Origin of the sequence: Luteibacter sp. 22Crub2.1, from assembly GCF_900167995.1 — a bacterium.
GTDB lineage: Bacteria > Pseudomonadota > Gammaproteobacteria > Xanthomonadales > Rhodanobacteraceae > Luteibacter > Luteibacter mycovicinus.
This window is the reverse complement of the sequence record NZ_FUYT01000016.1, coordinates 96,774-123,544: the sequence shown is the minus strand read 5'-3', so window position 1 is coordinate 123,544 and position 26,771 is coordinate 96,774. Positions and strand designations below refer to the sequence as shown.

The window sequence follows — 26,771 nt, the reverse complement described above, 5'->3', positions numbered from 1 at the left end:
CTGGGGGTTTTCGAGTCGGCTGTCCCTGCCTCCCCGAAAACGGCCGGTCATCCCTGACCGGCCCCGCTTCGCGGCCTTGTCCAGTCGAAGCCCTCGCCTGCGGCTACCGGCCCCGAGGGTCACCCCCGCCGTCTCTTTCCAGCACTGAGGTGGGGTGGTGGTCGAGCGGGGTGCGGCTTCACCGTTTCGTTGGCGATCGCCAGCACGCTGGCCGCACCAAAGCCACCGCCGCCTGCATGGCCGCCGCACGTTGCACGCCTCATACCTCCCGCCGCATGCTCTGCCTGCCTGCCTGCCTGCCTGCCTGCCTGCCTGCCTGCCTGCCTGCCTGCCTGCACGCACGCCTCGCATCGACCGTAGGAGCGAACCCTGTTCGCGAACCCTCAGCCTCGCTAAGGCGAACGAGGCCATACACCCCAGGCAAGCGAGCGGTCCCAGCCAACGAAGCGCACCGCCGCTCGACCCACCCGCAACCTCAGTCCCCCAAAGAGCCGGCGGGTGCCACCCTCGCGTCCGGTAGCCGCAGGCGAGGGCTCCGACTGGAAGAGGCCCGCAGGGGGCCGGTCAGGGATGACCGGCCGTTTTCGGGGAGGCAGGGACAGCCGACTCGAAAACCCCCAGTCGGAGCCCGACCCGGCCGAAGGCCATTGAGATACGGCCGCGGTAGCGGCCTTTCCCTGAGGGGTCGCCGCAGGCGTGGACGCGAGGGTGGCATCCGCCGGCTCTTACAGGCGACATCCAATGCCCCGGCAAGCTAAACGCGACGGCGAAGCCGAGCCCAGACAAACATGCCCGCAAAAAAAACCGGCTTTCGCCGGTTTTCTTCGTCATCCAGGGATCAATGGTGCCCCGAGAACGGGATCGCCTTGCGCCAGACCGACGGGTGGTGCGGCCAGTTCGGGTCCGTGAGGTACGGGTGGTCCGGATAGTTCAGGGCCAGCACCTTGCGGCTCTGGTCCGCCAGCGGCTGACGGTCGAGACCGAGGTAGCTGCGGGTCAGGATGGCCAGGGCGTCGCCCGTTTCCGGCGACTGCTGGTAGTGCTCGATCACGTACTGGGCGCGATCCGCCGAAGCGATATAGGCCTTGGTGCGCAGGTAATACTCGGCCACGTTGATCTCGAAGCGGGCCAGCTGATTGCGCAGGAAGATCATGCGCTGGCGGGCGTCGGTGGCGTAGGCGCTGTTCGGATAACGACGCGTCAGCTGGCTGAAATCGTCGAATGCGGTCAGGTTGAAACCCTGGTCGCGACGGGTCGAACCCGAGTTGTCACGCTGCAGATAGCGCTCGATGATGCCGCCCGTGCGATCGAAATTGATCAGACCGCGCAGGTAATAGGCATAATCTGCATGCTTGCGGGTCGGAAACGTCTTGATGAAGCGGTTGATCGTCGAGTAAGCGTCGTCCGGCTTGTTGTCTTTGTACTGCGCGTAAGCCAGTTCGATTTGCGACTGTTCATTGATGTCACCCGACGGGAAGCGAGCGATCAGTCGCTGGTACGCTTTCTCGGCCGCGGCGTAATCGGAATGCTCCAACGAGTTGTGAGCATTGGCATACAGCCGGTCGACCGGCATCGTGTCGATCGTCTCCTTCTTGCTGCGGAACATCGAGCAGGCGCTCATCGACAGGGCGAGGACGAGCAGAATGGTGATCTTGGTTGCACGCATTGAGAGAGTTCGGATGCTTAAGCGAATGGGCATGATAGCCGAAACCGGCCTTCGGCCGGGCGGGTCGGTATGACGACGGTCCGGCATGAAGCCACGGTACCGGTGACGGCCGCTGGACGGCGTTTCGACCAGTCCGTGGCCGAGATGTTCCCCGATTACTCCCGATCCCGCCTGACGGGCTGGATCAAGGACGGGAAACTGTTGCTGGACGGGGCCCGGGTGGCTCCGCGGCATCTCGTCCGGGGTGGGGAGCACGTGGTGCTGGAAGCGGAGCTGGAGGCGGAAGTCCACGCCCTGCCCGAGGATATCGCTCTGGACATCCGCTATGAGGACGACGACCTCCTGGTGCTGGACAAGCCTATGGGGCTGGTCGTCCATCCCGGGGCGGGCAATCCGGCGGGCACCCTGCTGAACGCGTTGCTGCATCACGCGCCGTCGCTCGCCGAGTTGCCACGCGGCGGTATCGTGCATCGCCTCGACAAGGACACGGCGGGTCTCATGGTGGTCGCCAAGTCCCTGGCGGCGCATACGGGCCTGGTCGCCATGCTTTCGCGCCACGACGTCCACCGGCAGTACGAAGCGGTGGTCCTCGGTACCATGGTCGCTGGCGGTACGGTGGATCAGCCGATCGGCCGTCACCAGCACGATCGCCTGAAGCAGGGGGTCCGCGACGTGGTGGACGGCGGCAAGGAAGCGATCACCCATTACCGGGTGCGCGAGCGGTTCCGCTCGCACAGCGTCCTCCAGTGCAACCTGGAGACGGGGCGTACCCATCAGATTCGCGTGCATATGGCGCATATCGGCCATCCGCTGGTCGGCGATCAGCTCTATGGCAACGGGCTGCGCCTGCCGCGCGGCGCCAGCCAGGAGCTGATCGACGCCCTGCGCGGCTTCCGTCGGCAGGCTCTGCATGCCGAGAAGCTGGCCTTCGACCACCCGATCAGCGGTGAGCGTCTCGAGTTCGATTCGCCGCGGCCTGCGGATCAGGACGCCCTGATCGCGACGCTGCGGCTCGACACCGAGCTGCATCCGATCGAGGACTGAGCATGACCGAGGCCTGGATCGTTCCGGACTGGATGGCGCCCTCGGGCGTCGGCGCCGTCGTCGCCACCCGGAACGGCCCCGGCGTATCGGTCGGTCCGTACGGACGGTTCAATCTGGGCCTGCGCTCGGGCGATGCGCCGGAGGCGGTGGCCGCCAACCGCGCGGCGCTGTTGCCGGCCCTCGGGCTTCCCGAGGCGCCGCTGTGGCTGCGCCAGGTCCACGGTGTCGACGTGGCCGACGCACCGGGCGCCCACGGTGAAGAGCCCGTGGCCGATGCCGCGATCGCACGCGGGCCGGGCCGTGTCCTGGCCATCCTGACGGCGGACTGCCTGCCGGTGCTTTTTTCTTCGACGGATGGCGAGACCATCGGCGCCGCTCACGCTGGCTGGCGCGGACTGGCGGCCGGTGTCCTGGAGCGCACCGTGGCCCGGATGGATGCCGATAGCGTTCAGGCCTGGCTGGGGCCCGCGATCGGTGCAGCGTCTTACGAAGTGGGCGAGGAGGTCCGTGCGGCCTTCGTCGACACGGATCCGGGCGCCGAAGCGGCTTTCACGCCGACGCGGCCCGGACACTGGCACTGCGATCTGTATGTGCTGGCGCAGCGCAAGTTGTCCCGTGCGGGAGTGACGAACGTGTCCGGTGGCGGCTTCGACACCTTCCGCGACGACCGGCTCTACTCCTATCGTCGCGACGGTGCGGCCAGCGGCCGCTTCGCCAGCCTCATCTGGACCCGCTGAGGCGACGGCCTCAGGGGGCCGTCATGGGCCGCTGCACGTAGATTTCCGGCTTCACCTTGGGCGGTTCCATCAGCGCATGCAGGAACGCGTTACGCCACGTCGTGATGTCGTTCCGCTCGAGCACGTCCATCATCGACTGCCAGCGCATGCGCCGCTCCTTCAGGGGCATCTCGAGGGCTCGCTTGAGCGCTTCCGACACCTCGTCCAGATCGGACGGATTCACCAGCAGGGCGGCGTCCAGTTCCTGGGCCGCACCGGCAAAGCGCGACAGCACGAGCACGCCCGGATCCTGCGGGTCCTGGCAGGCCACGTATTCCTTGGCGACGAGGTTCATGCCGTCGCGCAGGGGCGTGACCAGGCCGACCTTGGCCACACGGAAGTACCCGGCGAGCACCTTGTGCCCGAAGGATTTGTTGACGTAGCGAATGGGCACCCAGTCGGGCTCGGCGTACTGGCCGTTGATGTGACCGGCGCTGCGCTCGAGTTCGCGGCGCAGCGAGCGGTATTCCGGAACGTCCGAGCGCGAAGGCGGGGCGATCTGCAGGAGCGAGACCCGGCCGCGCATGTCCTTGTGGTCGCGCAACAGCCGCGCGAAGCCCTCGAAGCGCTCCGGCAGGCCCTTGGAATAGTCGAGGCGGTCGACGCCGATGATCAGCTGGCGATCGTCGATGCTGGCCCGGAGCTTGGCGACCGCACCACTGTCTTCGGCGCGATGGGCCAGCTCGACCGCTTCGGCCGTATCGATGCTGATCGGGAAGACGCCGGCGCGGAAGATGCGACCGTTGGCGGCGCGGATCCGGCCACCCGTGCGCATCGCCGCGCCCAGTTCGTGCAGGAAATAATCTTCCAGCGCGCGCAGGTCGCGCTGCGTATGCAGGCCGACCAGATCATAGGAAGCCAGCGGCTCGAGCAGTTCGCGATGGCGGGGCAGCGTGATCAGAAGACCGGCGGCCGGCAGGGGCGTGTGCAGGAAGAAGCCGATCCGGTTCTCGACGCCCAGTTCGCGCAGCATGGAAGCCAGCGGGATCAGGTGGTAGTCGTGTACCCAGATGATGTCGTCTTTCTTGAGCAGCTTGGCCACGCGCTTGGCGAATGCCCGGTTGACCCGGAAATAGCCTTCGAGGTGGTCGCGCCGGTAGTCGACCAGATCGCCCCGGTAGTGAAACAGGGGCCAGAGCGCGCGGTTGGCGAAGCCGCTGTAGTAGTCGTCATGGTCCGCTTTGGACATGTCGATCGTGGCGTATTCGATGTGTCCGTCGCTGACTTCGTGCAGCTCCTTGCCGGTCTCGGCGGCGATGTTGCCGCTCCAGCCGAACCAGAGGCCGCCCATTTCCTGCAGCGCCGCGTTCATCGCGGAGGCAAGGCCACCGGTCTGCGTCTGCTTAGGCAGCGCCACGCGGTTCGATATGACGACTAGTCGGCTCATTGTGCGCGTACGGCTCCTTGCGTCAACGTGGCTTTCACGGAATCCAGCCAATTCTGAACGTCGCTCGGGCTAGACAATGTGAAAGCGGCTTGCGACGGGGTCCGCGTGCCGATCCGGATGGACGCGCCGCCTCGTTCATTGACGACGGCGAAGGCGTGCTCATCGGTCAGGTCGTCACCCAGATAGACCGGGCGTCTGCCCGCGAAGGGCGCTTCTGCCAGAAAGGCGGCGACCGCCACCCCTTTGTCCATGCCGCGCGGCTTGAACTCGAACACGTAGCTGCCCGGCTGGAGTTCGAAGCCGGGAAACGCCGCCGCGATCTCCGGCGTGCGTCTGGCCAGTTCGGCTTCGTAGCGGGGGTGTTCCCTGCAGTGCAGCGCCACCGACCAGCTCTTGTCTTCCACCCGAACCCCCGGCAGTTCCGCCGCGAGGGCGTGCACCGTCGCACGCAGCCGGGCCAGGGCTTCCTCGTCGACCGGCACCGTCACCAGTTGGCCCTTGTCGTCCCGGCGCTCCAGGCCGTGCTGCCCGGCAGCTGCCCAGTCCGGACGATGGAAGATCGCGTCGAGCCCGGCGATGGCCCGTCCGCTGACCAGTGCCACGGCACCACCGAGTTCCCTGCGCAGGGCATCCAGCGTATCCATCAGGCCGTCCGCGGGCGCGACGGCGGCGGGGTCGTCGGCGAACGCCAGGAGCGTGCCATCGGCGTCGAGGAAGAGAGCGGTCCGGCTGTCGATCAGATCCACAGGTGGACGGGGCAAGGTGTCGCGGTCGGCTGTCACGGCGTTTCCATCGGGCGGCTATCCCCCGAGGATGCCGTCGCTCGCGTGAAAAAAGTGCTCGCTTTTGACCGTTGAAGGACTAATGTTCGAGCCGCATCTCTTGCGCCAGAGGCGGTCGCGGGGAGGTCCCGGGTCGCGCCATCACCTTTTGGGAGACACCTTACGATGCGAATGGACAGACTTACGTCGCGTTTCCAGCAGGCCCTGGCGGACGCACAGTCGCTGGCCGTGGGCCGCGACAACAACATGCTCGAGCCGGCCCACGTCCTGGTCGCGCTGCTCGACCAGCAAGGCGGTTCGACGGGTCCATTGCTCACCCAGGCCGGGGTGAACGTACCCGCGCTGCGCCAGCGTGTGGGCGAGATCCTCGACCGCCTGCCGCGCGTCAGCGGCCAGGAGGGCAACATCAACCTCGGCAACGACCTCAACCGCCTGTTGAACCTCACTGACAAGCTGGCCCAGCAGCGTGGCGACCAGTTCATCGCCAGTGAGCTGTTCCTCCTGGCGACGCTGGAGGATCGTGGCGAAGTGGGTGGTGCGCTCAAGGCCGCGGGCGCGACGAAGGAGCGCCTCGAGGCCGCGATCGAGAAGCTGCGCGGTGGTGAGAAGGTGCAGTCCGAGAACGCCGAAGAGCAGCGGCAGGCGCTTGAGAAGTACACCATCGACCTGACCGAACGGGCTGAGAACGGCAAGCTCGATCCGGTGATCGGCCGTGACGAGGAAATCCGGCGCACGATCCAGGTGCTTCAGCGCCGCACGAAGAACAATCCGGTGCTCATCGGTGAGCCCGGCGTGGGCAAAACGGCCATCGTCGAAGGCCTGGCGCAGCGCATCGTCAATGGCGAAGTGCCCGAAGGTCTGCGCGACAAACGCGTCCTTTCGCTCGACATGGGCGCGCTGATCGCGGGCGCGAAATTCCGTGGCGAATTCGAGGAGCGCCTCAAGGCCGTACTCAACGACCTGTCCAGGCAGGAAGGTCGGGTGATCCTGTTCATCGACGAGCTGCATACCATGGTCGGTGCGGGCAAGGCCGACGGCGCGATGGACGCGGGCAACATGCTCAAGCCGGCGCTTGCGCGTGGCGAACTGCATTGCATCGGTGCCACGACCCTCGACGAATACCGCAAGTATGTGGAAAAGGATGCCGCGCTCGAGCGTCGCTTCCAGAAGGTCTACGTGGGTGAGCCGAGCGTGGAAGACACGATCGCCATCCTGCGCGGGCTGAAGGAGCGCTATGCCGTCCATCATGGTGTCGAGATCACCGACCCGGCGATCGTGGCGGCCGCCACGCTTTCGGCGCGCTACATCCCCGATCGTCAGCTGCCCGACAAGGCCATCGACCTGATGGACGAAGCGGCATCGCGTATCCGCATGGAGATCGACTCCAAACCGGAGGAACTCGATCGCCTCGAACGCCGGCTGATCCAGCTGAAAATCCAGCGCGAGATGCTGAAGAAGGAGCCGGACGACGAGTCGAAGCAGCGCCTCGCCAACCTCGAGTCGGATATCGAAACCCTCGATCGCGAATTCTCGGACCTCAACGAGGTATGGAAGTCCGAAAAGGCGATGTTGCAGGGCGCCACGAAGATCAAGGAGCAGATCGAACAGGCTCGCCTCGAACTCGAAGCCGCACAGCGTCGCCAGGATTACGGTGCGATGAGCGAGATCCAGTACGGCCGTTTGCCCGCTCTGGAAGCGCAACTGGCGGCCGCGCAACAGGCGGAAAAGCAGGACTTCACGCTGCTGCAGGACCGCGTGACGGCCGAGGAGATCGCGGAAGTCGTCGCTCGCTGGACGGGTATTCCGGTCAACAAGATGCTCGAAGGCGAGCGCGAAAAACTCCTGCAGATGGAGAGTGCGCTGCACGCCCGTGTCGTCGGGCAGGAAGAGGCGGTGCGCGCGGTGTCGGATGCGATTCGTCGCGCTCGTGCCGGCTTGTCGGATCCGAACCGTCCTTATGGCTCGTTCCTTTTCCTCGGCCCCACGGGCGTCGGCAAGACGGAACTGTGCAAGGCGCTGGCGGACTTTCTGTTCGATACGCAGGACGCGATGGTCCGCATCGACATGAGCGAGTTCATGGAGAAGCACTCCGTAAGCCGCCTCGTCGGCGCGCCTCCAGGCTATGTCGGTTACGAAGAAGGTGGTTACCTGACAGAAGCAGTGCGTCGTCGTCCGTACAGCGTGATCCTGCTCGATGAGGTCGAGAAGGCGCATCCGGATGTGTTCAACATCCTGCTGCAGGTGCTGGACGACGGTCGTCTCACCGACGGTCAGGGTCGCACGGTCGATTTCCGTAACACCGTGATCGTCATGACCTCGAACCTGGGCTCCAACCTGATCCAGGAGCAGGCGGGCGACAGCGAGGCCGACTACATGCAGATGAAGGCATCCGTGCTGGGTGTCGTGCAGGCGCACTTCCGTCCGGAGTTCATCAATCGCCTGGACGACCTGGTGGTGTTCCGTCCGCTCGACAAGAAGCAGATCCGGTCGATCGCCCGCATCCAGCTGGATTACCTCGCGAAGCGTCTGGCCGATCGTCAGCTGTCGCTGGAACTGAGTGACAAGGCGCTCGATCTGCTGGGGAGTGCGGGGTTCGATCCGGTCTACGGTGCGCGCCCGCTCAAGCGGGCTATCCAGCAGCAACTGGAGAATCCGCTGGCGCAGCGGATCCTGCAGGGGGCGTTCTCGCCCGGGCAGACCATCCGGGTCGATTCGGATGGAAATCACCTGATCTTCGAGGCGGCATAAAAACTCCTACACGTTCCGGTTCATCAGAACCGGAACCCCACCTTCGCGTAGTAATACCGCCCGTTGAAGCCGAACGGCGACAGCGCGGAGTACTGCAGGCCGCTGAAGTAGTCCTCGCCGCTGTTGGTCGGCTTCACGCGCTGCGGGTACTGGTTGGTGACGTTATCCACGCCGACGCCGAAGTTCCACTGACCGATGGTGTAACCGCCGGAAAGATTGAGCAGCCAGCGCGCAGGGAATTTCTGGTCGGTGCTCGGATCCGTATTTACGCGGATCACCGAGCCGTAGCGAGTCAGGTCCGCATGGGCGTTGAATCCACCAAGCGTCCAGTCGGCACCGAGCAGGAACTTCGTTCGCGGTGTTGCGCTGGTCAGGATGCCCTGGCTGGATCGGCCGAAGAGTTCGATCGGGCCTGACGAGTTCTCCTGCAACACGGCTGGTGTCGCCCCGACCGAGAGCACCTTCACCTTGTTGTAGTTGCCGCTTGCCAGCAGGTTGAACTGGCCGAAGCTCGTCGTCGGCACGCGATAGTTCAGGACCAGATCGGCACCGCGCGTGCGTGTGGCGGCCGAGTTGGCGAAGTACTGAATCGCCGTTACCTGCTGGCCGGGTACCACGCTGTTGAAATACGCCGCCAGCAACGGGTCCGTGAGGCTGATGGTGTCGGAGTAGAGGATCTGGTGCCAGATACGGATCTGGTAGACATCGAGCGTGGCACTGAAATCCGCGGTCGGTTCCCACACCGCGCCGAGGCTGTAGTTCGCGGATTTCTCCGGCTTCAGGGGTTTGGCGCCGAGGGCGACGGCCGCGGGATCGGAGGTGCGGTACGTGCCGGTCTGCGCAAGCTGGCCGGTCGTGGGGTCGATGATGGTCACGACCGACTGATAGTTCTGCTGTGCCAGCGACGGTGCGCGGAAGCCGTTCGAGATGGTGCCGCGCAGCGCGAACTCAGGCACGAACTGGTAGCGCGCGGAAAGCTTGCCCGAGCGTGTCGAGCCGGAGTCGCTGTAGTGCTCGTAGCGGCCGGCGACCCCGGCGGAGAACTTGTCGGTGAGGTCGGTTTCGAGGTCGACGTATGCCGCCTCGCTGTGTCGCGTGAAGCTTCCGGCAGCGGTCGGGTTGAGGCCCGGAAACACCTGCGCACCGCCGGCATACGGCGTGTCCGTGCCCGGAATCAGCGTGTTCTGATTGAAGTAGTACGACTCCGGATCGCCCGCATCGATCTGGTACTTCTCCTTGCGGTACTCGGCACCGAAGGCGAGCGTCAGGGGGTTGGGCAGCCAGCCGACACTGAAGTCCTTGCCGATGTCGATGTTGGCCAGCGCCTGCGAGTTCTTGAAGGTGCCCGCGTTGAAATACGTCGGCGACGCGCCGGTGGAGTAGTACAGATTGGTGTTGATGCTGTTCTGTACGTCGAACACCAGGCTGTTGATGCCGTAGTTGCCGGAGGCGTCCCAGCGCCATCCGCCGTCGGTCACGCCTTTGACACCGAGTACGCCGGTGGAGTCGTTGGTATGGTTGACGATCTGCGGAAGGAAACCGTCGGGGTAGACGTCGGGTACGTTGCGCGCGTTGGTGGCGCCGCGGTAATAGCCGTTGGAGACGACGTCACGACGGCTGAGGCTGAGGAAGCCATAGACGTCGACGTTATGCGCGACCGCGTACTGAAAGTTGGTCAGTACCTGGTAGGTCTTTACCGCAGGGTCGCCGTAACGCTGGTGGGCGACGTTGCCGTCGGCGGCCTCTTCCGGGGTGAACAGGCTCACCGGCGAGGCGCGGTTGGTGTTCATCGAATTCTGGTAGTTGAACGCGATACGCGCCCAGCCCTTCGCATCGGCTCCCTTGCCGCCGAGGTCGATGCCGAGCGACCCGTCGATACCGTTGGTTTCGCCGTCGCCCTTGTCCATGATGCCGTAGTTGGCATTGATCGAGTTCTTGCCTTCGCCGGCGCCGTGTTTGAGCACGACGTTGATCACGCCGGCGATCGCATCCGATCCGTACTGCGCCGCGGCGCCGTCACGCAGCACCTCGATGTGGTCGATCGCGGAGATCGGAATGGAGTTCAGGTCGGCCGGTGCGGCGCCGCGTCCCACCGAGTTGTTGTAATTGACCAGTGCCGACGTGTGATAGCGCTTGCCGTCGACGAGGACCAGCGTGGCGTCAGGGGACAGGCCGCGCAGGCTGGCTGGGCGGATCGCGTCGTTACCGTCGTTGATCGCGGGACGTGGAAAGTCCAGGGAGGGCAGCAGGCGTCCGAGCGCCGTGGCGAGGTCGGTACTGCCGGTTGAGGTAAGATCCTTGGGCGAAAGTACGTCGATGGGGGAAAGCGAATTCGCTTCCGTCCGTGTCGTGCTGCGTGTACCCGTGACCACCACCTGATCGAGCTGGCGTGCCTCCTTCGTATCGGGGGGCGGTGTGGCGTCCTGTGCATAGCCGGGCGTCACGATCATGAGGCCAAGCGCGGGTAGCCAGAAGCTGGCCGACGGTTTGCGTCGTAGGGTCTTGCCTGTCGTCATTGATGGGTCCCCAGGGCGAGCTACGGTACGCGAGGCGGGACACCCCGCGGACGCGGACGAAAGTGCCGCGTTGGATTCACGCTATGCACGCACCTTGCGGTGCGTCAACACGCTCGTAACAAATGCGCCATAATGGTGAAACGAAGGCATGAAGAGCCCTTTTTTTAAGGGTCTGGCACGAAACTGGCTCGTAAGACCATGTTGGTGCAATGCAAAATCCTGTGCCCGGTTCCGCGTTCGTGCCGCCGGGCGGATCATTGAAAATCCCCGCGCCGGCCAGATAATGCCGGGCTGAATCCCAAGGCTCCCGCGTCATGCCCATCTACGAATTCCAGTGCAAGGCCTGTGGTCATCGTTTCGAGCGGCTGCAGAAGATGTCGGACGCCGATCCATCGGTGTGCCCCAGCTGCGGCGAACCGCAGGTCGGCCGGATGCTGAGCGCGCCGCAGTTCCGCCTTGCCGGCGGTGGCTGGTATGAGACGGATTTCAAGAAAGACGGCGACAAGAAGCGAAATCTTGCGGAAGGCTCGTCCGGGGCGCCCGCGCCGGCCGCTGCGCCGGCTCCGTCCCCGGCGCCCGCGCCCGCGCCGGCTCCCGCCGCGGGTTCGAAGTCCACGGGCGACTGACGGCCTGCCGTGGCGGCAACGTTTTCCTGCGATCCGTTCAAACAGCGTTGCGGATCCTTCCGATAGTTTTTGCGCCACACACATCGGAGGTCAGGGGTATGAAACGCATTCTTGGGTTGGTCGGCATGCTGGCGCTGGGCGCGGGCCTGTTCGCTACGCCGCACGTCGCCCATGCCCAGCGCGGCGGCGACACGGTCAACTGCTTCAGCGACAACGGCCGCCGGTCCTACTGCCGGGTGCCGTGGCGTGACGCCCGCCTGATCCGCCAGGATTCGAAGACCGCCTGCATACGGGGTCGCACCTGGGACATGGACCGCAACGGCCTGTGGGTCGACGACGGTTGCCGCGGCATCTTCCAGGAGGCCGGTGGCTGGGGCGGCGGCGGCCGTCCGGGTTGGGGCGATGGCGGTCGGCCGGGCTGGGGTGACGATGGTCGTCCCGGTGGCGGTCGTCCGGGGTATGGCGGCAACAGCGGCCAGATCGTCTCCTGCGACAGCGAAGACAACAAGCGCGTGTTCTGCCGCTGGCCACTCGGTCGAGGTGCTCGCCTGGTTGAACAGAACTCCAATGCCTCCTGTCGCGAGGGCTACAGCTACGGCTTCACCCGGGACGGCATCTGGGCCGATCACGGTTGCCGCGCGAAGTTCGATATCGGCCGCTGAGCGGCTCCCGTCGGCGTCTGGGGACCCCGGTCGTGTTACGATCCGGGGTCTTTTCCCACGAAGCTTCAAGCGCATGCGCACTCATTTTTGCGGACTCATCGACGAGTCGCTGATCGGTCAGGAAGTCACCCTGTGCGGCTGGGTCAACACCCTTCGCCTGCAGAGCCACGTGGCCTTCGTCGACCTTCGTGACCACGAGGGCATCGCCCAGGTCGTGATCGAGCGCGAGAATGCCGTCGCCTTCACCGTCGCCGGCGATCTGGGAAACGAGTTCGTCATCCGCGTCACGGGCCAGATTCGCCAGCGTCTGTCGCCTAACGACAAGCTCAGGACCGGCACCGTCGAGCTCCTGGCGGATTCCGTCGAGATCCTCAACGAAGCCCGCGACCTGCCGTTCGCGCAGCACGAGACGCCGAACGAGGACATGCGGATGACCTACCGCTACCTCGACCTGCGCCGTCCCGAGATGCAGCAGATGATGCGCACGCGTACCGCACTGGTCCGCGAACTGCGTCGTTATCTCGATACCGCCGGTTTCCAGGACATCGAAACCCCGATCCTGACCAAGGCCACGCCGGAAGGCGCGCGCGACTATCTGGTCCCCAGCCGCGTGCACCCTGGCCAGTTCTATGCGCTGCCGCAGTCGCCGCAGCTGTTCAAACAGATCCTGATGATGGCCGGGTTCGATCGCTACTATCAGATCGCCCGCTGCTTCCGCGACGAAGACCTTCGCGCCGACCGCCAGCCGGAATTCACCCAGCTCGACCTGGAGTTCGCCTTCGTCGAGGAGCGTGACGTCCAGGACTTCGTCGAGAACCTCATCCGCCACGTCTTCCGCGAAGTGCGCAAGGTCGAGCTCGATGCGTCGTTCCCGCGTATGACCTATGCCGAGGCCATGCGCCGCTTCGGGTCCGACAAGCCCGACCTGCGCATCGCGCTCGAGCTGACGGACATCGCCGAGGCCGTGAAGCACGTCGAGTTCAAGGTTTTCTCCGGCCCCGCCAACGATCCGGCCGGTCGCGTGGCGGCCCTGCGCGTGCCTGGCGCGGCGGATCTGTCGCGTAAGGACATCGACGGTCTGACCGAATACGCGGGTCGCTACGGCGCGAAGGGCCTTGCCTGGCTGAAGGTCGACGACCTCGCCAAGGGTCGCGAAGGCATCAACTCGCCGGTGGCCAAGTTCCTCGACGACGCCGCGCTCGAGCAGGTGCTGTCGCTCACGGGCGCCGGCAACGGCGACATCGTGTTCTTCGGTGCAGGCGCATGGAAGACGGTTACCGACTTCATGGGCGCCCTGCGTATCCGTGTCGGTCGCGATCGCGGTCTGGTCGAAAACAGCTGGAAACCGCTGTGGGTCACCGACTTTCCGATGTTCGAGTACGACGACGAGGAAAAACGCTTCGTCGCGCTCCATCACCCGTTCACCGCCCCGAAGGTCGACGACATAGCCGATCTTCGCGCCCATGCCGCTGACGCCGTGAGCCGCGGCTACGACATGGTCCTCAACGGCAACGAGATCGGTGGAGGCTCCATCCGTATCCACCGTCCCGAGATGCAGAGCACCGTATTCGACCTGCTCGGCATCGGCGCGGACGAGGCGGAGGCCAAGTTCGGCTTCCTCCTCAAGGCGCTGCGCATGGGCGCGCCGCCCCATGGCGGCCTGGCCTTCGGCATCGACCGCATCGCCGCGCTCATGGCGGGTACGGAATCCATCCGTGACGTCATCGCCTTCCCGAAGACCACCAGCGCCCAGGATCTTATGACCGATGCGCCGTCGCCGGTCTCCGAGCCGCAGCTGAAAGAACTGCACGTCCGCGTCGCCGCCGCGGAGGCGCTGAAAGCCTGACCCTCGGAGCCTCGTGTCCATGAGTGACTCGCCTGCCGATGTCCTGCTCCTCCATGGCTTGTGGATGCGGGGCTTCGCCATGGCGATGCTCAGCCGGCGGCTGCGCGAGGAAGGTTTCCGGGTTCACCAGTTCGAATACATGAGTGTGGCCGCGCCGCCGGAGCAGGCGATCGCGCGGCTGCGCAAGCGCATCCGCCATCTGGGGCCCGGGCCCGTCCACGTGGTGGGGCACAGCCTGGGCGGCATCCTTGCCTTGCTGGCCTGCCGCGACGAGGACCTGCCCCAGGGTCGTATCGTATGTCTCGGTTCGCCGCTCAATGGCAGTGGCGCGGCCCGTGGGCTGACCCACCGCTGGGGCGGCGACATGCTGCTCGGACGCGCCCGGGGCCTGCTCGAGCACGGTCTGGACCGCTGGGACGGTCCCCGCGAGGTCGGCATGATCGCCGGCCGCATGCCGGTCGGTCTGGGGGCGTTCGTCGGCGAACTCGGTGCCGAGCACGATGGTTCCGTCGGCGTGGAAGAAACCCGCCTGCCGGGGCTTTGCGCGCACTGCGTTCTGGAGACCAGCCACACCGGCATGCTGGTGTCGGCGGACGTCGCCAGGCAGGTCGGTGTCTTCCTGAGGGAGGGGCGTTTCGATACCCCCCTTAGCCCCCCGACGTGATTGCGGATAGAATCGCGCCCTCGTCCGTCCGGTAAGTCCAGGAATCGAACATGGGTAGAGGCCCTTCCATCGAAGGTCGCAAGAATGCCGAAGACGCCAAGCGCGCCAAGGTGTTCACCAAGCTGATCCGCGAAATCACCATCGCCACCCGTGGCGGCGTGCCCGATCCCAACGGCAACCCGCGCCTGCGCGCGGCTGTCGACAAGGCGCTGGGCGCCAACATGACCAAGGACACCATCGATCGCGCGATCAAGCGCGGTTCGGGTGCCGAGGGCGGGGCGGACATGCACGAGGTTCGCTACGAGGGCTACGGTCCGGCGGGCACCGCGCTGATCATCGACTGCGTCACCGACAACCAGACCCGCACCGTGGCCGACGTCCGCGCGTCGCTGACCAAGCTCGGCGGCAACCTCGGGACGACCAACTCGGTCGCGTTCCAGTTCACCCGTGTGGGTCAGGTGCTGATCCATACCGGCGGCGACGCGGACATCGAGGGCAAGCTCGAAGAGGCCGCGATCGAAAACAACGCGGAAGACATCGTCATCGAGAATGGTGTCGGTACGGTGCTGCTCGCCGCCGACCCGATCGCCGTGGAGGCCATGCGCAAGGCGCTGGTGGCGGCGGGCTTCGAGGTCGAAAGCTCCGACGTGGTCATGCGGCCCAACGGCCCCCTGGTCACGCCGACCGGCGAGGCGCTGGAGCATTTCGAGAAGCTTCTCGACCGGCTCAACGCGCTGGACGATGTCGACGAGGTCTACCACAACGCCGTTCTCCCGACGCAGGATGCGGACGAGGCGTGACGCCTCCGCCCCCTTATCGTCTTGCGTATTAATTCGCTGTCATGACCCGCATCCTCGGTATCGATCCGGGTAGCCAGCGTACGGGCGTCGGTCTCATCGACGTCGCCGACAATGGCGCGCTCACCCATGTCTGGCATGGCGCGCTCGTCGTCGGCGGGGAAGCGACCTTTCCCCTCCGGCTGAAACGCATCTTTGACGAACTCTGCGCCATCATCGGTACGCATGCTCCCGCGGAAGCCGCGATCGAGCGTGTGTTCATGGCGCGCAACGCCGACTCGGCCCTGAAGCTGGGTCAGGCGCGTGGCGCGGCCGTGTGTGCCGTTGTCAGCCAGGGAATCGTCGTGCATGAGTACGCGGCGACCGAGGTCAAACAGGCGGTGGTCGGTACCGGCCGCGCCGACAAGACCCAGGTCCAGCACATGATCGGGATGATCCTCGGTATCAAGGGTCCGCTCCAGGCGGACGCCGCCGACGCGTTGGCGATCGCGATCGCCCACGCGCATACCCGTTCCAGCATTGAACGCGTGGGTATCCCGCGCACGGCATGGAGACGTCGCCGATGATCGGCCGCCTGCGAGGCACTCTTATCAGCAAGCAGCCGCCCTCCCTCCTCATCGAGGTGGGTGGCGTGGGTTACGAGGTCGACGCTCCCATGTCGACCATTTACGACCTTCCGGCGACCGGCAAGGAGGTCATCCTTCTCACGCATTACGCGGTGAAAGAGGATGGCGTGTCGCTTTACGGCTTTATGCACGAAGCCGAGCGGGCGATGTTCCGCAACCTGCTCAAGGTGAGCGGTATCGGCGCGAAGATCGCGCTGGCCGTGCTTTCGGGCGTGTCGACCGATGAGCTGTCGCGCCTGGTTCATGCGGGCGACGTCGTGGCCCTGACCAAGATTCCGGGCATCGGCAAGAAGACCGCCGAGCGGATGGTCGTGGAACTCCGTGACCGCGTCGACGCGGTGGGCGTGCGCCTGCCGGCGGCGATGGGGGCGGGCGTGTCCGCGCCGGTCGACCCCGTGAGTGAAGCCACGGTGGCCCTTCAGCAGTTGGGCTACAAGCCGGTCGAAGCGTCGCGTCTGGTCCAGAAGGCGGCCGCCGACGGCGACACCGCCGAAGCCATCATCCGCAAGGCGCTCCGCGCCGCCCTGGGGGGCTGAGCCATGGGCCATCATAATCCCGCCGAAGAACTCCAGAACGCGCGCGGCAAGAAACTGGCCGCGCTGGCTCTGGGCGCCATCGGTATCGTCTTCGGCGACATCGGCACCAGCCCGCTGTACACGATGAAGGAAACGCTCGGCACGCACGGCATGACGCCGCAGCCCGCCGCGGTGCTCGGCGTGCTCTCGCTGATCTTCTGGTCGCTGCTGATGGTGATCTCGCTCAAGTACGTCACCTTCGTGATGCGCGCCGACAACAAGGGCGAGGGCGGCATCATGGCGCTCATGGCGCTGGCGCAGCGCAGCGTCAGCGGTTCGCCGAGGGCGCGCTGGGTTCTGGCCGCGATCGGCATCTTCGGCGCCTCGCTGTTCTATGGCGATGGCGTGATCACGCCGGCGATGTCCGTGCTTTCGGCGGTGGAGGGCCTGGAGGTCGCCGCGCCATCGCTGGACACCTACGTGGTGCCGATCTGCCTGGTCATCCTGGTGGTGCTCTTCGCGATCCAGCGGCACGGCACCGAGATCGTCGGCAAGGCGTTCGCGCCGGTCATGACGCTGTGGTTCCTGGTGCTAGCGTGGCTGGGGCTGCGCCAGCTGATCCAGCATCCGCAGGTGCTCTGGGCCTTGAATCCGTACTACGCCGTGAAGTTCTTCACGGAGCACGGCCGCTCCGCCTTCATCGCGCTTGGTGGTGTCGTGCTGGCACTCACCGGTGGTGAGGCGCTGTATGCCGACATGGGGCACTTCGGCAAGAAGCCGATTCGCCTGGCCTGGTTCTTCTTCGTCCTGCCGGCGCTCCTGATCAACTATTTCGGGCAGGGCGCGCTGCTGCTGCACGATCAGACCGCCATCGAGAACCCGTTCTACAAGATGGTCCCGGAGGACCTCCTGTATCCGATGATCGCGCTGGCGACGGCGTCCGCCGTGATCGCTTCGCAGGCCGTCATCTCGGGCGCGTTCTCGATGACCCGCGAGGCCATGTCGCTGGGCTACTCGCCGCGCATGGCCGTCGTGCACACCTCGCACGAGATGTCCGGCCAGATTTTCGTGCCCTGGGTGAATCGCCTGCTGATGGTGCTGGTGTTCCTCGCCGTCATCGGCTTCCGCTCGTCGAACAATCTGGGCGCGGCCTACGGCATCGCCGTGACCGGTACGATGACGATGACGACGCTGCTCGCCCTGGTGGTCGCGCGCCGTCGCTGGAACTGGCACTGGTCGGCGGTCATCACCGTCGGCGTCATCTTCCTCATCACCGATCTCGCGTTCTTCGGTGCCAACGCGCTCAAGATCGCTCATGGCGGCTGGTTCCCGCTGGTGCTCGGTGTGGTGATCTTCACCATGATGACGACGTGGCGGCGGGGCAGGGAGCTGGTGGTTCGCGAGATCAAGCAGTCCGGCCTGGCCCTCGAACCCTTCGTCGCGAATATCGCCGATCACCCGCCGCTGATCGTGCCGGGGACGGCCGTGTTCCTCACGGCCAACCAGAACGCCGTGCCGCACGCCATGCTGCATAACCTCAAGCACAACAAGGTGCTGCACGAGCGCAACGTCCTGCTTACCGTCGAAATGCTGGAGACACCGGTGGCGGACTTCGACGAGCGGATGGAAGTCATCGAGTACGGTGGCGGCTTCTTCGGGCTGCAGCTGCGCTATGGCTTCGCCGAGGATCCCAACATTCCGCTGTCGCTGTCTCGTGCCAGCTCGCGAGGACTCGACTTCGACATGATGGACACGACGTTCTTCCTGTCCCGCGAAACGATCGTCGCGGATGCCCGCCGTCCGGGTATGGCGTTGTGGCGCGACAAGCTGTTCGCCTTCCTGGCGCGTAACGCGATGCCGGCCACGGCGTTCTTTCAGATTCCGGGCAACCGGTTGATCGAGCTGGGCGCGCAGGTCGAGATCTGAGGCGGCATGCCATAATGCGGGCATGTCCGAGCACCGCATTATTTCCGCCACCGCCGCCATGGATGACGACGCCCTGGAGGCGAGCATCCGGCCGAAGCGCCTGGCCGAATACCTCGGCCAGGAGACGGTGCGCGAGCAGATGTCGATCTACATCGAAGCGGCGCGTCGTCGTCAGGGTGCACTCGATCACGTCCTGATCTTCGGGCCCCCGGGGCTGGGCAAGACGACGCTGTCCCACGTCATCGCCAACGAGCTGGGCGTCAATGTGCGCTCCACCTCGGGGCCGGTTCTCGAGCGCGCCGGCGATCTCGCCGCGCTGCTGACCAACCTCGAAGCCAATGACGTCCTCTTCGTGGACGAGATCCACCGGCTGTCGCCCGTGGTCGAGGAGGTCCTCTATCCGGCGATGGAAGACTTCCAGATCGACATCATGATCGGCGAGGGCCCTGCCGCCCGGTCGATCAAGCTCGATCTGCCTCCCTTCACCCTGATTGGCGCCACCACACGCGCGGGCCTGCTCACCGGCCCCCTGCGCGACCGCTTCGGCATCATCCAGCGGCTGGAGTTCTACAGCGTGGACGAGCTGACCGCGATCGTCCGGCGTGCCGCGAAAATTTTCGGCATCGACTGCGATATGGATGGCGCGATCGAGATCGCCCGGCGCTCGCGCGGTACCCCGCGTATCGCCAACCGGCTGCTGCGCCGGGTGCGCGATTACGCCGAAGTGCGGGGCGACGGCAAGATCACCCATGCCCTGGCCCGGGCGGCGACGGACATGCTCAAGGTCGACGCGGAAGGTTTCGACGACCTCGATCGCCGCCTGCTACGTACGATTATCGAGAACTTCGAGGGTGGTCCGGTCGGTGTCGAGTCGCTCGCGGCGGCCCTGAGCGAAGATCGCGGCACCCTGGAGGACGTGGTCGAGCCCTACCTGATCCAGCAGGGTTATCTGATCCGCAGCGCGCGCGGCCGCATGGCGTCGGCCAAGGCCTGGCGCCACCTCGGGCTCAATCCGCCCCCGCGCCAGACGGCCATGCCGGACCTGTTTTCGGACGACGCATGAGCGATTTCAGCTTTCCTGTCCGCATCTACTGGGAAGACACCGACGCCGGTGGTGTCGTGTATCACGCCAACTACGTGCGCTTCATGGAGCGGGCCCGTACCGAATGGCTGCGCGCCCAGGGCATCGACCAGCTGGCCCTGAGGGAATCCACCTCGCTCGGCTTCGTGGTCCGCGAGATGCACCTGGACTTCCTGCGTCCGGCCCGTCTGGATGATGAACTCCAGGTCACGGTCGCCGTCAAAGAGAGGCGTTCAGCCAGTATGCTGTTCGGTCAGGAGATCGTGTGTGGGGGCACGACGTTGTTGCGAGCCACGGTGCGAGCAGCCTGCGTCAACCTCGACACGATGCGTCCGGCCCAGATTCCGGCCGGGCTGTTCCCCCAGACCTTCCCTATTACCTAAGCCCCAGATACCCGGCGGAGAGCCTTCAAGCGATGAACGGTGGACTGAACATTTTCAAGCTGGTCGCGGAAGCGAGCCTGCCGGTGCAGCTGGTGATGCTGCTTCTGCTCGTCTTCTCGTTCCTGTCGTGGGTCATCATCATCCGCAAGTACAGCCAGCTGAAGACCGCCCACGACAACGCCGAGACCTTCGAGGACCGTTTCTGGTCCGGCGCCGACCTGGCCGCCCTGTTCCGCGAGGTGGGCAACCGCGAGGGGCAGCACGGCATCGAGAACGTCTTCGAGGCGGGTTTCCGCGAGTTCGCGCGTCAGCGCCAGCGCCGCGTGACCGATGCCGACCGCATCATGGAAGGCTCCGAGCGCGCCATGCGCGTGGCCGGCACCCGCGAGATCGGCAAGCTCGAGCAGAACCTCGAATTCCTCGCCAACGTTGGCTCTATCAGCCCCTACATCGGCTTGTTCGGTACCGTCTGGGGCATCATGGGTGCCTTCCAGGGTCTGGGTGAGATGAAGGACGTGACCATCTCGGTCGTCGCCCCGCACATCTCCGAGGCTCTGATCGCCACCGCCATGGGCCTGTTCGCCGCCATCCCGGCCGTCTGGGCCTACAACCGCTTCGCCACCAAGGTGGAGCGCGTCGCGTCGCGTTACGAGGTCTTCCAGGAGGAATTCTCCTCGGTGCTGCAGCGCCAGATCCACGCCGACGACGTCGCCTGAGCCCGCCGCCCCATGGCCACGCGTAACGTACATCGCCGTCACAAGCGCAAGCTGAAGTCCGAGATCAACGTCGTGCCGTACATCGACGTCATGCTCGTGCTGCTGATCATCTTCATGGTCACCACGCCGATGATGAACCTCGGCGTCGACATCCAGCTACCGCAGACCAACGCCAAGTCCCTGCAGGACAAGAAAGACCCGATCGTCGTTTCGGTGGACGAGGGTGGGCAGATCTACCTCACCGCGAACGGCACCAAGCGTGAGCCGGTCAGCGCCGACGAGTTCAAGAGCAAGATCACGGCGTTCCACGATGCCAATCCCGAGCTTCAGGTGCTCGTCGCCGGCGATCAGCGCGTGGGCTACGGCAAGGTTTACCAGATCCTCCCGATCCTCCAGGAAGCGGGCGTCTCCAAGATCGGCCTGATGAGCCAGCCGGAGTCGGGCGCGCAGAATGGAAAACCGTAACGGTACGCCGCGCGCGGTCGTCCTCGCCGCGCTCCTGCACATCGGTATCGTGGCCTTCCTTGGCCTCGCGATCATCCCGTGCTCGGACTACGAAAAGTGGGCCGACGCCATCGGCTTGCCCGCCGACTGGAATCCGCTGAAGTGTCCGGCGCCCATCCAGTTGCCGGGTCAGATCATCGAAGCGACCCTGATCGGTCCGACGGGCGCGCCGCCTCCCAAGCACACGCAGAAGCCGGTGCCCAACACCGTGCCGCCACCGCCCGCGCAGCCCACGCCGACGCCGCCGCAGCCGGAGAAGCCCAAGGTCGAGACGCTGCCGCCTCCGCCCAAGACGCCGGCCCTGAAAGACCAGGAGAAGGTAGTCGACGACGCCGTGCAGAAGGCCGAGGATGCGAAGCGCCTGCAGGAAGAGCAGCAGCGTCAGCGTCAGGCCGAGCTGGATGCGCAGCAGGAAGAGAAGAAGAAAGAAAAGCAGAAGCAGATCGACGAGATCTTCAAGCAGCTCGATGCCGCCAAGTCGCAGACCAAGCAGGCCGACAGCAAGAAGAAGCAAGCCGAGCAGCAGCTGAAGGATCTGGCCAACGCCAAGGACGACGGCCGGGAGAATCTTCCCCCTGCCGACAAGGTTCAGACCGGCCAGAACGGCAAGGACAACAGCAAGCAGGCTCTGTACATCGCCGCCATCCAGAACGCGGTGACGCCGAACTGGCTGCGCCCGGACAATATGCCGGACGCGCCTTGCGCGGTGCATATCACCCAGATTCCGGGTGGGCAGGTGCTCAGCGCGAAGGCCGATGCCAGCTGTCCTTACGACGCGGCGGGCAAGGCCTCGATCGAGAACGCGGTGCTGCGCGCCCAGCCGTTGCCCTATCAGGGCTTCGAGGACGTCTTCCAGCGCAACCTCACCTTCACGTTCAGGCCGCAATGATGTGTCGCGCCCCGACCCGGCTGCGCCGGGCGGGGCGGTTCATATTCGGGTCACGCTGGCCGCTTCCAGCGCGCTAACATGCCGTCGCCGTCCCCCAACCCCAGGTCGCAATGAATCCGCCCATGCGCAGAATGCTTTCCCGCCTCGCCATCCTCCTGGTTGCCCTGACCGCCTTCGTGGCCGGTCCGGCCGCTGCCCAGTCCCTCAATGTGGACATCGTCGGCGGCCTGAAGACGGCTACCCCGATTGCCGTGGTGCCGTTCGCCCAGGCTGGCGGTGCGCCGCTTCCGACCGACGTCGCCGACGTCATTCGCGCGGATTTCAACCGCTCCGGCAAGTTCCGCTCGCTGGACAAGGCCGACATCGTCGAGACGCCGTCTCAGGGCTCGGACATCAAGTTCGCCACCTGGCGTCTGCTCAAGCAGGATTTCCTCACGATCGGCCGCATCAGCGACGCCGGCGGCGGCAACCTGAAGATCGATTACGAGCTGTGGGACGTGAACAAGCAGCAGAGCCTGCTGGCCCAGTCGTTCACCGCGCCGGCGGGTGACCTGCGTGGCGTCGCCCACCAGATCGCCGACCAGATCTATGAAAAGATCACCGGTGTCCGAGGCGCCTTCTGGACCCGCATCGCCTACATCACCGCCGTGGGCGTGGGTAACAACGCGACCTACTCGCTGATCGTAGCCGACTCGGACGGTTTCAATCCGCAGGTCGTCGCCCGTTCGCGTGAGTCGCTGCTCTCGCCGGCCTGGTCGCCGGACGGCAGCAAGATCGCCTACGTCTCCTTCGAGAGTGGCAATTCGGCGGTCTATATCCAGAACATCAATACGGGCTCGCGCAGCCTGATCGCCTCGCACCCGCGCGGCATCAACAGCGCTCCCGCCTGGTCGCCCGATGGCAGCAAGCTGGCGGTGAGCCTGTCCTACGTGGGTAACCCCGAGATCTTCGTTATCGACGTGGCCAGCCGCACCGAAACGCGGGTGACCAACAACTTCGCGATCGACACCGAGCCGACCTTCACCCCGGACGGCCAGAGCATCCTCTTCACCTCGGATCGCTCGGGTAAGCCCCAGATCTACCAGATGTCCGCCGCCGGCGGCGCGGCCACCCGCGTGACCTTCCAGGGTGGCTTCAACGCCAGCGCTTCCGTCAGCTATGACGGTAAGCAGATTGCGATGGTGCAGGGCAACGGGAACGTGTATCGTATCGCCATCATGGACCGCAGTCTGGGCGGGCAGGTGCGCTTCGTATCCCCGGGTAACGTGGACGATTCGCCCAGCTTCGCGCCCAACGCCAGCATGCTGCTTTACGCCGCATCGCAGGGTACGCGCGGCGTCCTGTATGCGGTTTCGGCAGATGGTGCCGTGCGTCAGCGCCTCGTCCTCTCGGACGGCGACGTGCGCGAACCGTCGTGGGGACCCTATCGACAGCGCTGATGCGGCGACCCTTCGGGGGCGCGGCGTCGGCAACGTCCAGGGAAGGGCGCGGATATTCCGCGCCTTTTCTGCGGACGACAATTAACCGGTAGCCGCTTCGCGGCGGTTATCGGAACGAAGACGCAGGGTGCGGGACAGCGCCCCGTCGGCGTAGATGTAAGTAGAAAAACAGCCGGACAACCGGCGGTGCCTGTCCCGAAACCGAAAACCGACTGTCGGAACTCAACTGTTTGAAGGAACGTCCCATGAATAAGACTGTTACCGTCACCCTGGCTGCCCTGCTCTGCGTGGGCGCGGCCGCTTGCTCCAAGAAGCAGGTCAAGCCGGTCGCTCCGACCGAATCGCAGCCGGTCACGCAGACCCAGGCTCCGACCAACGACGGCAAGTACCAGCCGTCCGACCTCGACACCGACGCTTGCCTGCGTCAGCGCGTTGTGTACTTCGACTTCGACAAGAACGACGTCAAGCCGGAGTTCCAGCAGATCATCGCTTGCCACGCCAAGTACCTGCAGGATCGTCCGCAGTCGGCCATGACCCTCGAGGGTAACACCGACGAGCGCGGCACCCGCGAATACAACCTCGGCCTCGGCGAGCGTCGCGGCAATGCCGTCTCCAGCGCTCTGCAGGCGGCTGGTGGTTCGGCTGGTCAGGTCAACGTCACGAGCTACGGCAAAGAGAAGCCGACCTGCCGTGAGCACAACGATGACTGCTGGGCCAAGAACCGTCGCGTTGAGATCGTCTACACCGCGAAGTAAGTAATGAAGAAGACTCTGGCTACCAGCTTTACGGCCAGGCTTGGCATGGCGGGCGCTCTTGCGTCCGCCATGCTTTTTGGTCTGCCCGCCACCGCACAGGACACGCGCCTCAGTCTCGCCGATCGCGTCGCGCGGCTCGAGCAGCAGTCGCAGGCCCAGGCCGGTTCGACCACACTGGTCAATCAGGTCAACGATCTCCAGCAGCAGGTGGCCCAGCTGCAGGGTCAGATCGAAGAACTGCAGCACCAGAACCAGCAACTCCAGGATTCCCAGAAGGCGCAGTACGCGGATGTCGATTCGCGTCTGGGTCGTATTGAAAAGGGTGGCGCCGCGCCTCAGGGCCAGCAGCCCGCCGCACCCGCCGCACCGCAGGCCTCCGCCGCGCCGCCTGCCGCCTCGCAGCAGGGTCCGGCCGCCCAAGCCGCTGCCGCGTCCGCGGCGCCGACGGCGGCGGGCGCCGCGTCCGCTCCCGCCAGCGGCGACCAGCAAGCCGCGTACGACGCGGCGTTCAAGTCACTTCGTGGTGGCGATTACGTCACCGCATCGCGTGGTTTTCGCGACTTCCTGATCAAGTATCCGGACAGCCCGCTCGCGCCCAACGCCTACTACTGGCTGGGTGAGTCGTACTACGTCACGATGAACTACCCGGTGGCGATCGAGGCGTTCCAGCGTCTGGTCAAGCAGTACCCGCAGAGCGACAAGGTCTCCGACGGCCTGCTCAAGGTCGGCTATTGCCAGATCGAGCTGAAGCAGCAGGACGCCGCCATCGCCACGCTCAAGCAGGTCACGGCGAAGTATCCCGGTTCCAAGGCCGCCGGCCTCGCACAGGAACGCCTGCGTCGTCTGCAGCGCCAGACGGCCAACTGATCCCATGAACGGCAGCACCGCAATCCCGGCGGACGTCTCGCCGGTCGCGCCCGTCGCGGAGCGGCTGCGGATCACCGAGATCTTCCACTCCGTCCAGGGTGAAGCCGATGCGATTGGCTGGCCCACGGTATTCGTGCGCCTGACCGGCTGCCCGTTGCGCTGCGTCTGGTGCGATACCGAGTATTCGTTCCACGGCGGCCAGTGGCACGACATCGATGCCATCGTCGCCGAAGTCGCCAGCTACGGGGCCCGCCACGTCTGCGTGACCGGGGGCGAGCCGCTGGCGCAGAAGCGCTGCCAAATCCTCTTGCGCAAGCTCTGCGACGCCGGGCACGACGTGTCGCTCGAGACCTCCGGTGCGCTCGATGTCTCCGCGGTCGATCCGCGCGTCCGTAAAGTCATGGACCTGAAGGCCCCTGACTCGGGCGAGAGCGCACGCAATCTCTGGTCCAACCTCGATCACCTGTTGCCGCACGACCAGATCAAGTTCGTGATCGCCAGCCGCGGCGACTTCGAGTGGTCGCGTGACGCGGTCCGGGAACACCACCTCGATAGCCGGGCGATGTGCCTGTTCTCGCCAGTGTGGGGCAAGGTGGAGCCGCGCGAGCTGGCCGAGTGGATCATCGCCGAACGCCTGCCGGTGCGTTTCCAGCTGCAGTTGCACAAGCTGCTCTGGAACGATGCGGCCGGCCACTGAAACGTCTTTAAAAAGGTACCGCCATGAACGCGTCGAACCCCTCCCGCAAAGCCGTGATCCTCGTCTCCGGCGGCATGGACTCCGCGGTGACCATCGCGATGGCGCGCGAGCAGGGATTCGACGTGTATGCGCTCAGCGTCGCCTATGGTCAGCGTCATAGCTCCGAGCTCGAGGCGTCGGAGCGGGTCTCGAAGATGCTCGGCGCGGTTACGCACAAGACGGTCCACGTGGACTTGCGCAGCATCGGCGGGTCGGCGCTGACGGCCGATATCGACGTGCCCGAAGATGGCGGTGAAGGTATCCCCGTCACCTATGTGCCCGCCCGCAACACCATCATGTTGTCGATCGCGCTGGGCTGGGCCGAAGTGCTCGGCTCGACGGACATTTTCTGCGGCGTCAACGCCGTCGACTATTCCGGTTATCCGGACTGCCGCCCGGCGTTCATCGAGTCGTTCGAGGCTCTGGCGAACGTCGCGACCAAGGCTGGCGTCGAAGGGGCGGGCATCCGCATCCATGCGCCGCTGATGCAGATGGGCAAGGGCGACATCGTCCGCGAAGGCATGCGTCTGGGTGTGGATTTCTCGGCCACGGTCAGCTGCTATCAGGCCGACGCCGAGGGCAGGGCGTGTGGTCACTGCGATGCATGCCGGCTGCGTGCCGAGGGCTTCGCCAAGGCTGGCGTGCCGGATCCTACGCACTACGTCTGAGTGCGGGGTTTTCGCCGCGAATGGTGGGTCGTGCCGGATTCGAACCGGCGACCTACGGATTAAAAGTCCGCTGCTCTACCAACTGAGCTAACGACCCATACGCGCGAAGCCGCCTAGTTTAGTCGGCGGGCAGGGCAGCGCACAACCCGCCT

At 65.4% G+C, this 26,771-nt stretch carries 25 protein-coding genes and 1 tRNA gene; 21 read left to right on the top strand and 5 right to left on the bottom strand.

The genetic code is table 11. The annotated features are described in order from the left end of the window. Positions 1-838: 838 nt before the first annotated feature. On the bottom strand, positions 839-1,666 hold the full coding sequence (locus B5X73_RS17020) for an outer membrane protein assembly factor BamD (protein WP_079522660.1): 828 nt from the start codon (positions 1,664-1,666) through the stop codon (positions 839-841). 69 nt (positions 1,667-1,735) lie between these two features. On the opposite strand from B5X73_RS17020, the gene rluD reads away from it, so the two are divergent. Continuing rightward, on the top strand, positions 1,736-2,710 hold the full coding sequence (gene rluD / locus B5X73_RS17015) for a 23S rRNA pseudouridine(1911/1915/1917) synthase RluD (RefSeq protein WP_036110604.1): 975 nt from the start codon (positions 1,736-1,738) through the stop codon (positions 2,708-2,710). Between the two features lie 2 nt (positions 2,711-2,712). Then, complete coding sequence (gene pgeF, locus B5X73_RS17010; protein ID WP_079522659.1) at positions 2,713-3,447, top strand: peptidoglycan editing factor PgeF; 735 nt, start codon at positions 2,713-2,715, stop codon at positions 3,445-3,447. Positions 3,448-3,457: 10 nt separating this feature from the next. Here the strand turns inward: pgeF and otsA are convergent, their stop codons facing one another. Both otsA and otsB read right to left on the bottom strand, forming a co-directional pair. Beyond that, the gene (otsA, locus tag B5X73_RS17005) at positions 3,458-4,873 is read right to left on the bottom strand and encodes an alpha,alpha-trehalose-phosphate synthase (UDP-forming) (protein WP_079522658.1); all 1,416 of its coding nucleotides are present in this window, start codon (positions 4,871-4,873) and stop codon (positions 3,458-3,460) included. After that, positions 4,870-5,655 (bottom strand): trehalose-phosphatase, encoded by a 786-nt coding sequence (otsB, locus tag B5X73_RS17000; protein ID WP_079522657.1) that lies wholly within the window; start codon positions 5,653-5,655, stop codon positions 4,870-4,872. The genes otsA and otsB overlap by 4 nt, the downstream gene beginning before the upstream one ends. Positions 5,656-5,820: 165 nt before the next feature. On the opposite strand from otsB, the gene clpB reads away from it, so the two are divergent. Next, on the top strand, positions 5,821-8,403 hold the full coding sequence (gene clpB / locus B5X73_RS16995) for an ATP-dependent chaperone ClpB (protein WP_079522656.1): 2,583 nt from the start codon (positions 5,821-5,823) through the stop codon (positions 8,401-8,403). A gap of 23 nt (positions 8,404-8,426) precedes the next feature. Here the strand turns inward: clpB and B5X73_RS16990 are convergent, their stop codons facing one another. Next, positions 8,427-10,853, bottom strand: a complete 2,427-nt coding sequence (locus B5X73_RS16990) for a TonB-dependent receptor domain-containing protein (protein ID WP_079522667.1) — start codon at positions 10,851-10,853, stop codon at positions 8,427-8,429. A 380-nt stretch (positions 10,854-11,233) separates the two neighbouring features. Between B5X73_RS16990 and B5X73_RS16985 the strand changes: the two genes are divergently transcribed. The 18 genes from B5X73_RS16985 (at position 11,234) to queC (ending at position 26,619) form a co-directional block, all read left to right on the top strand. Continuing rightward, on the top strand, positions 11,234-11,545 hold the full coding sequence (locus tag B5X73_RS16985; RefSeq protein ID WP_036110620.1) for an FmdB family zinc ribbon protein: 312 nt from the start codon (positions 11,234-11,236) through the stop codon (positions 11,543-11,545). Positions 11,546-11,643: 98 nt separating this feature from the next. Then, a complete protein-coding gene (locus B5X73_RS16980) occupies positions 11,644-12,207 on the top strand; it encodes a DUF3011 domain-containing protein (protein ID WP_254857321.1) in 564 nt (187 codons plus the stop codon). Between the two features lie 73 nt (positions 12,208-12,280). Further along, positions 12,281-14,053 carry an aspartate--tRNA ligase gene (gene aspS, locus B5X73_RS16975; RefSeq protein WP_079522655.1) on the top strand — a complete coding sequence of 591 codons (1,773 nt, stop codon included), beginning with the start codon at positions 12,281-12,283 and terminating at the stop codon, positions 14,051-14,053. A gap of 19 nt (positions 14,054-14,072) precedes the next feature. Then, entirely contained in the window at positions 14,073-14,717 is a 645-nt protein-coding gene (locus B5X73_RS16970) for an esterase/lipase family protein (RefSeq protein ID WP_079522654.1), read from the top strand. 50 nt (positions 14,718-14,767) lie between these two features. Beyond that, entirely contained in the window at positions 14,768-15,517 is a 750-nt protein-coding gene (locus B5X73_RS16965; protein WP_079522653.1) for a YebC/PmpR family DNA-binding transcriptional regulator, read from the top strand. 41 nt (positions 15,518-15,558) lie between these two features. After that, positions 15,559-16,080 carry a crossover junction endodeoxyribonuclease RuvC gene (gene ruvC, locus B5X73_RS16960; protein WP_036110629.1) on the top strand — a complete coding sequence of 174 codons (522 nt, stop codon included), beginning with the start codon at positions 15,559-15,561 and terminating at the stop codon, positions 16,078-16,080. Continuing rightward, positions 16,077-16,676 (top strand): Holliday junction branch migration protein RuvA, encoded by a 600-nt coding sequence (ruvA, locus tag B5X73_RS16955; RefSeq protein ID WP_036110633.1) that lies wholly within the window; start codon positions 16,077-16,079, stop codon positions 16,674-16,676. Before ruvC ends, ruvA begins: the two co-directional genes overlap by 4 nt. Before the next feature lie 3 nt (positions 16,677-16,679). Further along, a complete protein-coding gene (locus tag B5X73_RS16950; protein ID WP_079522652.1) occupies positions 16,680-18,581 on the top strand; it encodes a potassium transporter Kup in 1,902 nt (633 codons plus the stop codon). Between the two features lie 22 nt (positions 18,582-18,603). Beyond that, positions 18,604-19,644 (top strand): Holliday junction branch migration DNA helicase RuvB, encoded by a 1,041-nt coding sequence (gene ruvB / locus B5X73_RS16945; RefSeq protein WP_036110638.1) that lies wholly within the window; start codon positions 18,604-18,606, stop codon positions 19,642-19,644. Then, the gene (ybgC, locus tag B5X73_RS16940; protein ID WP_036110640.1) at positions 19,641-20,045 is read left to right on the top strand and encodes a tol-pal system-associated acyl-CoA thioesterase; all 405 of its coding nucleotides are present in this window, start codon (positions 19,641-19,643) and stop codon (positions 20,043-20,045) included. The genes ruvB and ybgC overlap by 4 nt, the downstream gene beginning before the upstream one ends. Positions 20,046-20,077: 32 nt before the next feature. Continuing rightward, the gene (tolQ, locus tag B5X73_RS16935) at positions 20,078-20,761 is read left to right on the top strand and encodes a protein TolQ (RefSeq protein WP_036110643.1); all 684 of its coding nucleotides are present in this window, start codon (positions 20,078-20,080) and stop codon (positions 20,759-20,761) included. Positions 20,762-20,773: 12 nt separating this feature from the next. After that, a complete protein-coding gene (gene tolR / locus B5X73_RS16930) occupies positions 20,774-21,226 on the top strand; it encodes a protein TolR (protein ID WP_043695681.1) in 453 nt (150 codons plus the stop codon). Further along, on the top strand, positions 21,213-22,154 hold the full coding sequence (locus tag B5X73_RS16925) for a cell envelope integrity TolA family protein (RefSeq protein ID WP_036110649.1): 942 nt from the start codon (positions 21,213-21,215) through the stop codon (positions 22,152-22,154). Before tolR ends, B5X73_RS16925 begins: the two co-directional genes overlap by 14 nt. A gap of 110 nt (positions 22,155-22,264) precedes the next feature. Next, complete coding sequence (tolB, locus tag B5X73_RS16920; RefSeq protein ID WP_090352634.1) at positions 22,265-23,593, top strand: Tol-Pal system beta propeller repeat protein TolB; 1,329 nt, start codon at positions 22,265-22,267, stop codon at positions 23,591-23,593. A 245-nt stretch (positions 23,594-23,838) separates the two neighbouring features. Further along, positions 23,839-24,348, top strand: a complete 510-nt coding sequence (gene pal / locus B5X73_RS16915; protein ID WP_036110655.1) for a peptidoglycan-associated lipoprotein Pal — start codon at positions 23,839-23,841, stop codon at positions 24,346-24,348. A gap of 3 nt (positions 24,349-24,351) precedes the next feature. After that, the gene (gene ybgF, locus B5X73_RS16910; protein ID WP_176167874.1) at positions 24,352-25,215 is read left to right on the top strand and encodes a tol-pal system protein YbgF; all 864 of its coding nucleotides are present in this window, start codon (positions 24,352-24,354) and stop codon (positions 25,213-25,215) included. Positions 25,216-25,219: 4 nt separating this feature from the next. Then, on the top strand, positions 25,220-25,912 hold the full coding sequence (gene queE / locus B5X73_RS16905) for a 7-carboxy-7-deazaguanine synthase QueE (RefSeq protein WP_079522650.1): 693 nt from the start codon (positions 25,220-25,222) through the stop codon (positions 25,910-25,912). Between the two features lie 23 nt (positions 25,913-25,935). Beyond that, a complete protein-coding gene (gene queC, locus B5X73_RS16900; RefSeq protein WP_079522649.1) occupies positions 25,936-26,619 on the top strand; it encodes a 7-cyano-7-deazaguanine synthase QueC in 684 nt (227 codons plus the stop codon). Between the two features lie 21 nt (positions 26,620-26,640). Here queC and B5X73_RS16895 read toward each other — a convergent pair. After that, positions 26,641-26,716: transfer RNA gene (locus tag B5X73_RS16895), tRNA-Lys, on the bottom strand. Positions 26,717-26,771 lie beyond the last annotated feature (55 nt).

Coding starts and splice junctions, on each gene's coding strand:
- B5X73_RS17020 (WP_079522660.1), bottom strand. CDS start 1,666: ATGCGTGCAACCAAGATCACCATTCTGCTCGTCCTCGCCCTGTCGATG.
- rluD (WP_036110604.1), top strand. CDS start 1,736: ATGACGACGGTCCGGCATGAAGCCACGGTACCGGTGACGGCCGCTGGA.
- pgeF (WP_079522659.1), top strand. CDS start 2,713: ATGACCGAGGCCTGGATCGTTCCGGACTGGATGGCGCCCTCGGGCGTC.
- otsA (WP_079522658.1), bottom strand. CDS start 4,873: ATGAGCCGACTAGTCGTCATATCGAACCGCGTGGCGCTGCCTAAGCAG.
- clpB (WP_079522656.1), top strand. CDS start 5,821: ATGCGAATGGACAGACTTACGTCGCGTTTCCAGCAGGCCCTGGCGGAC.
- B5X73_RS16990 (WP_079522667.1), bottom strand. CDS start 10,853: ATGATCGTGACGCCCGGCTATGCACAGGACGCCACACCGCCCCCCGAT.
- B5X73_RS16985 (WP_036110620.1), top strand. CDS start 11,234: ATGCCCATCTACGAATTCCAGTGCAAGGCCTGTGGTCATCGTTTCGAG.
- B5X73_RS16980 (WP_254857321.1), top strand. CDS start 11,644: ATGAAACGCATTCTTGGGTTGGTCGGCATGCTGGCGCTGGGCGCGGGC.
- aspS (WP_079522655.1), top strand. CDS start 12,281: ATGCGCACTCATTTTTGCGGACTCATCGACGAGTCGCTGATCGGTCAG.
- B5X73_RS16970 (WP_079522654.1), top strand. CDS start 14,073: ATGAGTGACTCGCCTGCCGATGTCCTGCTCCTCCATGGCTTGTGGATG.
- B5X73_RS16965 (WP_079522653.1), top strand. CDS start 14,768: ATGGGTAGAGGCCCTTCCATCGAAGGTCGCAAGAATGCCGAAGACGCC.
- ruvC (WP_036110629.1), top strand. CDS start 15,559: ATGACCCGCATCCTCGGTATCGATCCGGGTAGCCAGCGTACGGGCGTC.
- ruvA (WP_036110633.1), top strand. CDS start 16,077: ATGATCGGCCGCCTGCGAGGCACTCTTATCAGCAAGCAGCCGCCCTCC.
- B5X73_RS16950 (WP_079522652.1), top strand. CDS start 16,680: ATGGGCCATCATAATCCCGCCGAAGAACTCCAGAACGCGCGCGGCAAG.
- ruvB (WP_036110638.1), top strand. CDS start 18,604: ATGTCCGAGCACCGCATTATTTCCGCCACCGCCGCCATGGATGACGAC.
- ybgC (WP_036110640.1), top strand. CDS start 19,641: ATGAGCGATTTCAGCTTTCCTGTCCGCATCTACTGGGAAGACACCGAC.
- tolQ (WP_036110643.1), top strand. CDS start 20,078: ATGAACGGTGGACTGAACATTTTCAAGCTGGTCGCGGAAGCGAGCCTG.
- tolR (WP_043695681.1), top strand. CDS start 20,774: ATGGCCACGCGTAACGTACATCGCCGTCACAAGCGCAAGCTGAAGTCC.
- B5X73_RS16925 (WP_036110649.1), top strand. CDS start 21,213: ATGGAAAACCGTAACGGTACGCCGCGCGCGGTCGTCCTCGCCGCGCTC.
- tolB (WP_090352634.1), top strand. CDS start 22,265: ATGAATCCGCCCATGCGCAGAATGCTTTCCCGCCTCGCCATCCTCCTG.
- pal (WP_036110655.1), top strand. CDS start 23,839: ATGAATAAGACTGTTACCGTCACCCTGGCTGCCCTGCTCTGCGTGGGC.
- ybgF (WP_176167874.1), top strand. CDS start 24,352: ATGAAGAAGACTCTGGCTACCAGCTTTACGGCCAGGCTTGGCATGGCG.
- queE (WP_079522650.1), top strand. CDS start 25,220: ATGAACGGCAGCACCGCAATCCCGGCGGACGTCTCGCCGGTCGCGCCC.
- queC (WP_079522649.1), top strand. CDS start 25,936: ATGAACGCGTCGAACCCCTCCCGCAAAGCCGTGATCCTCGTCTCCGGC.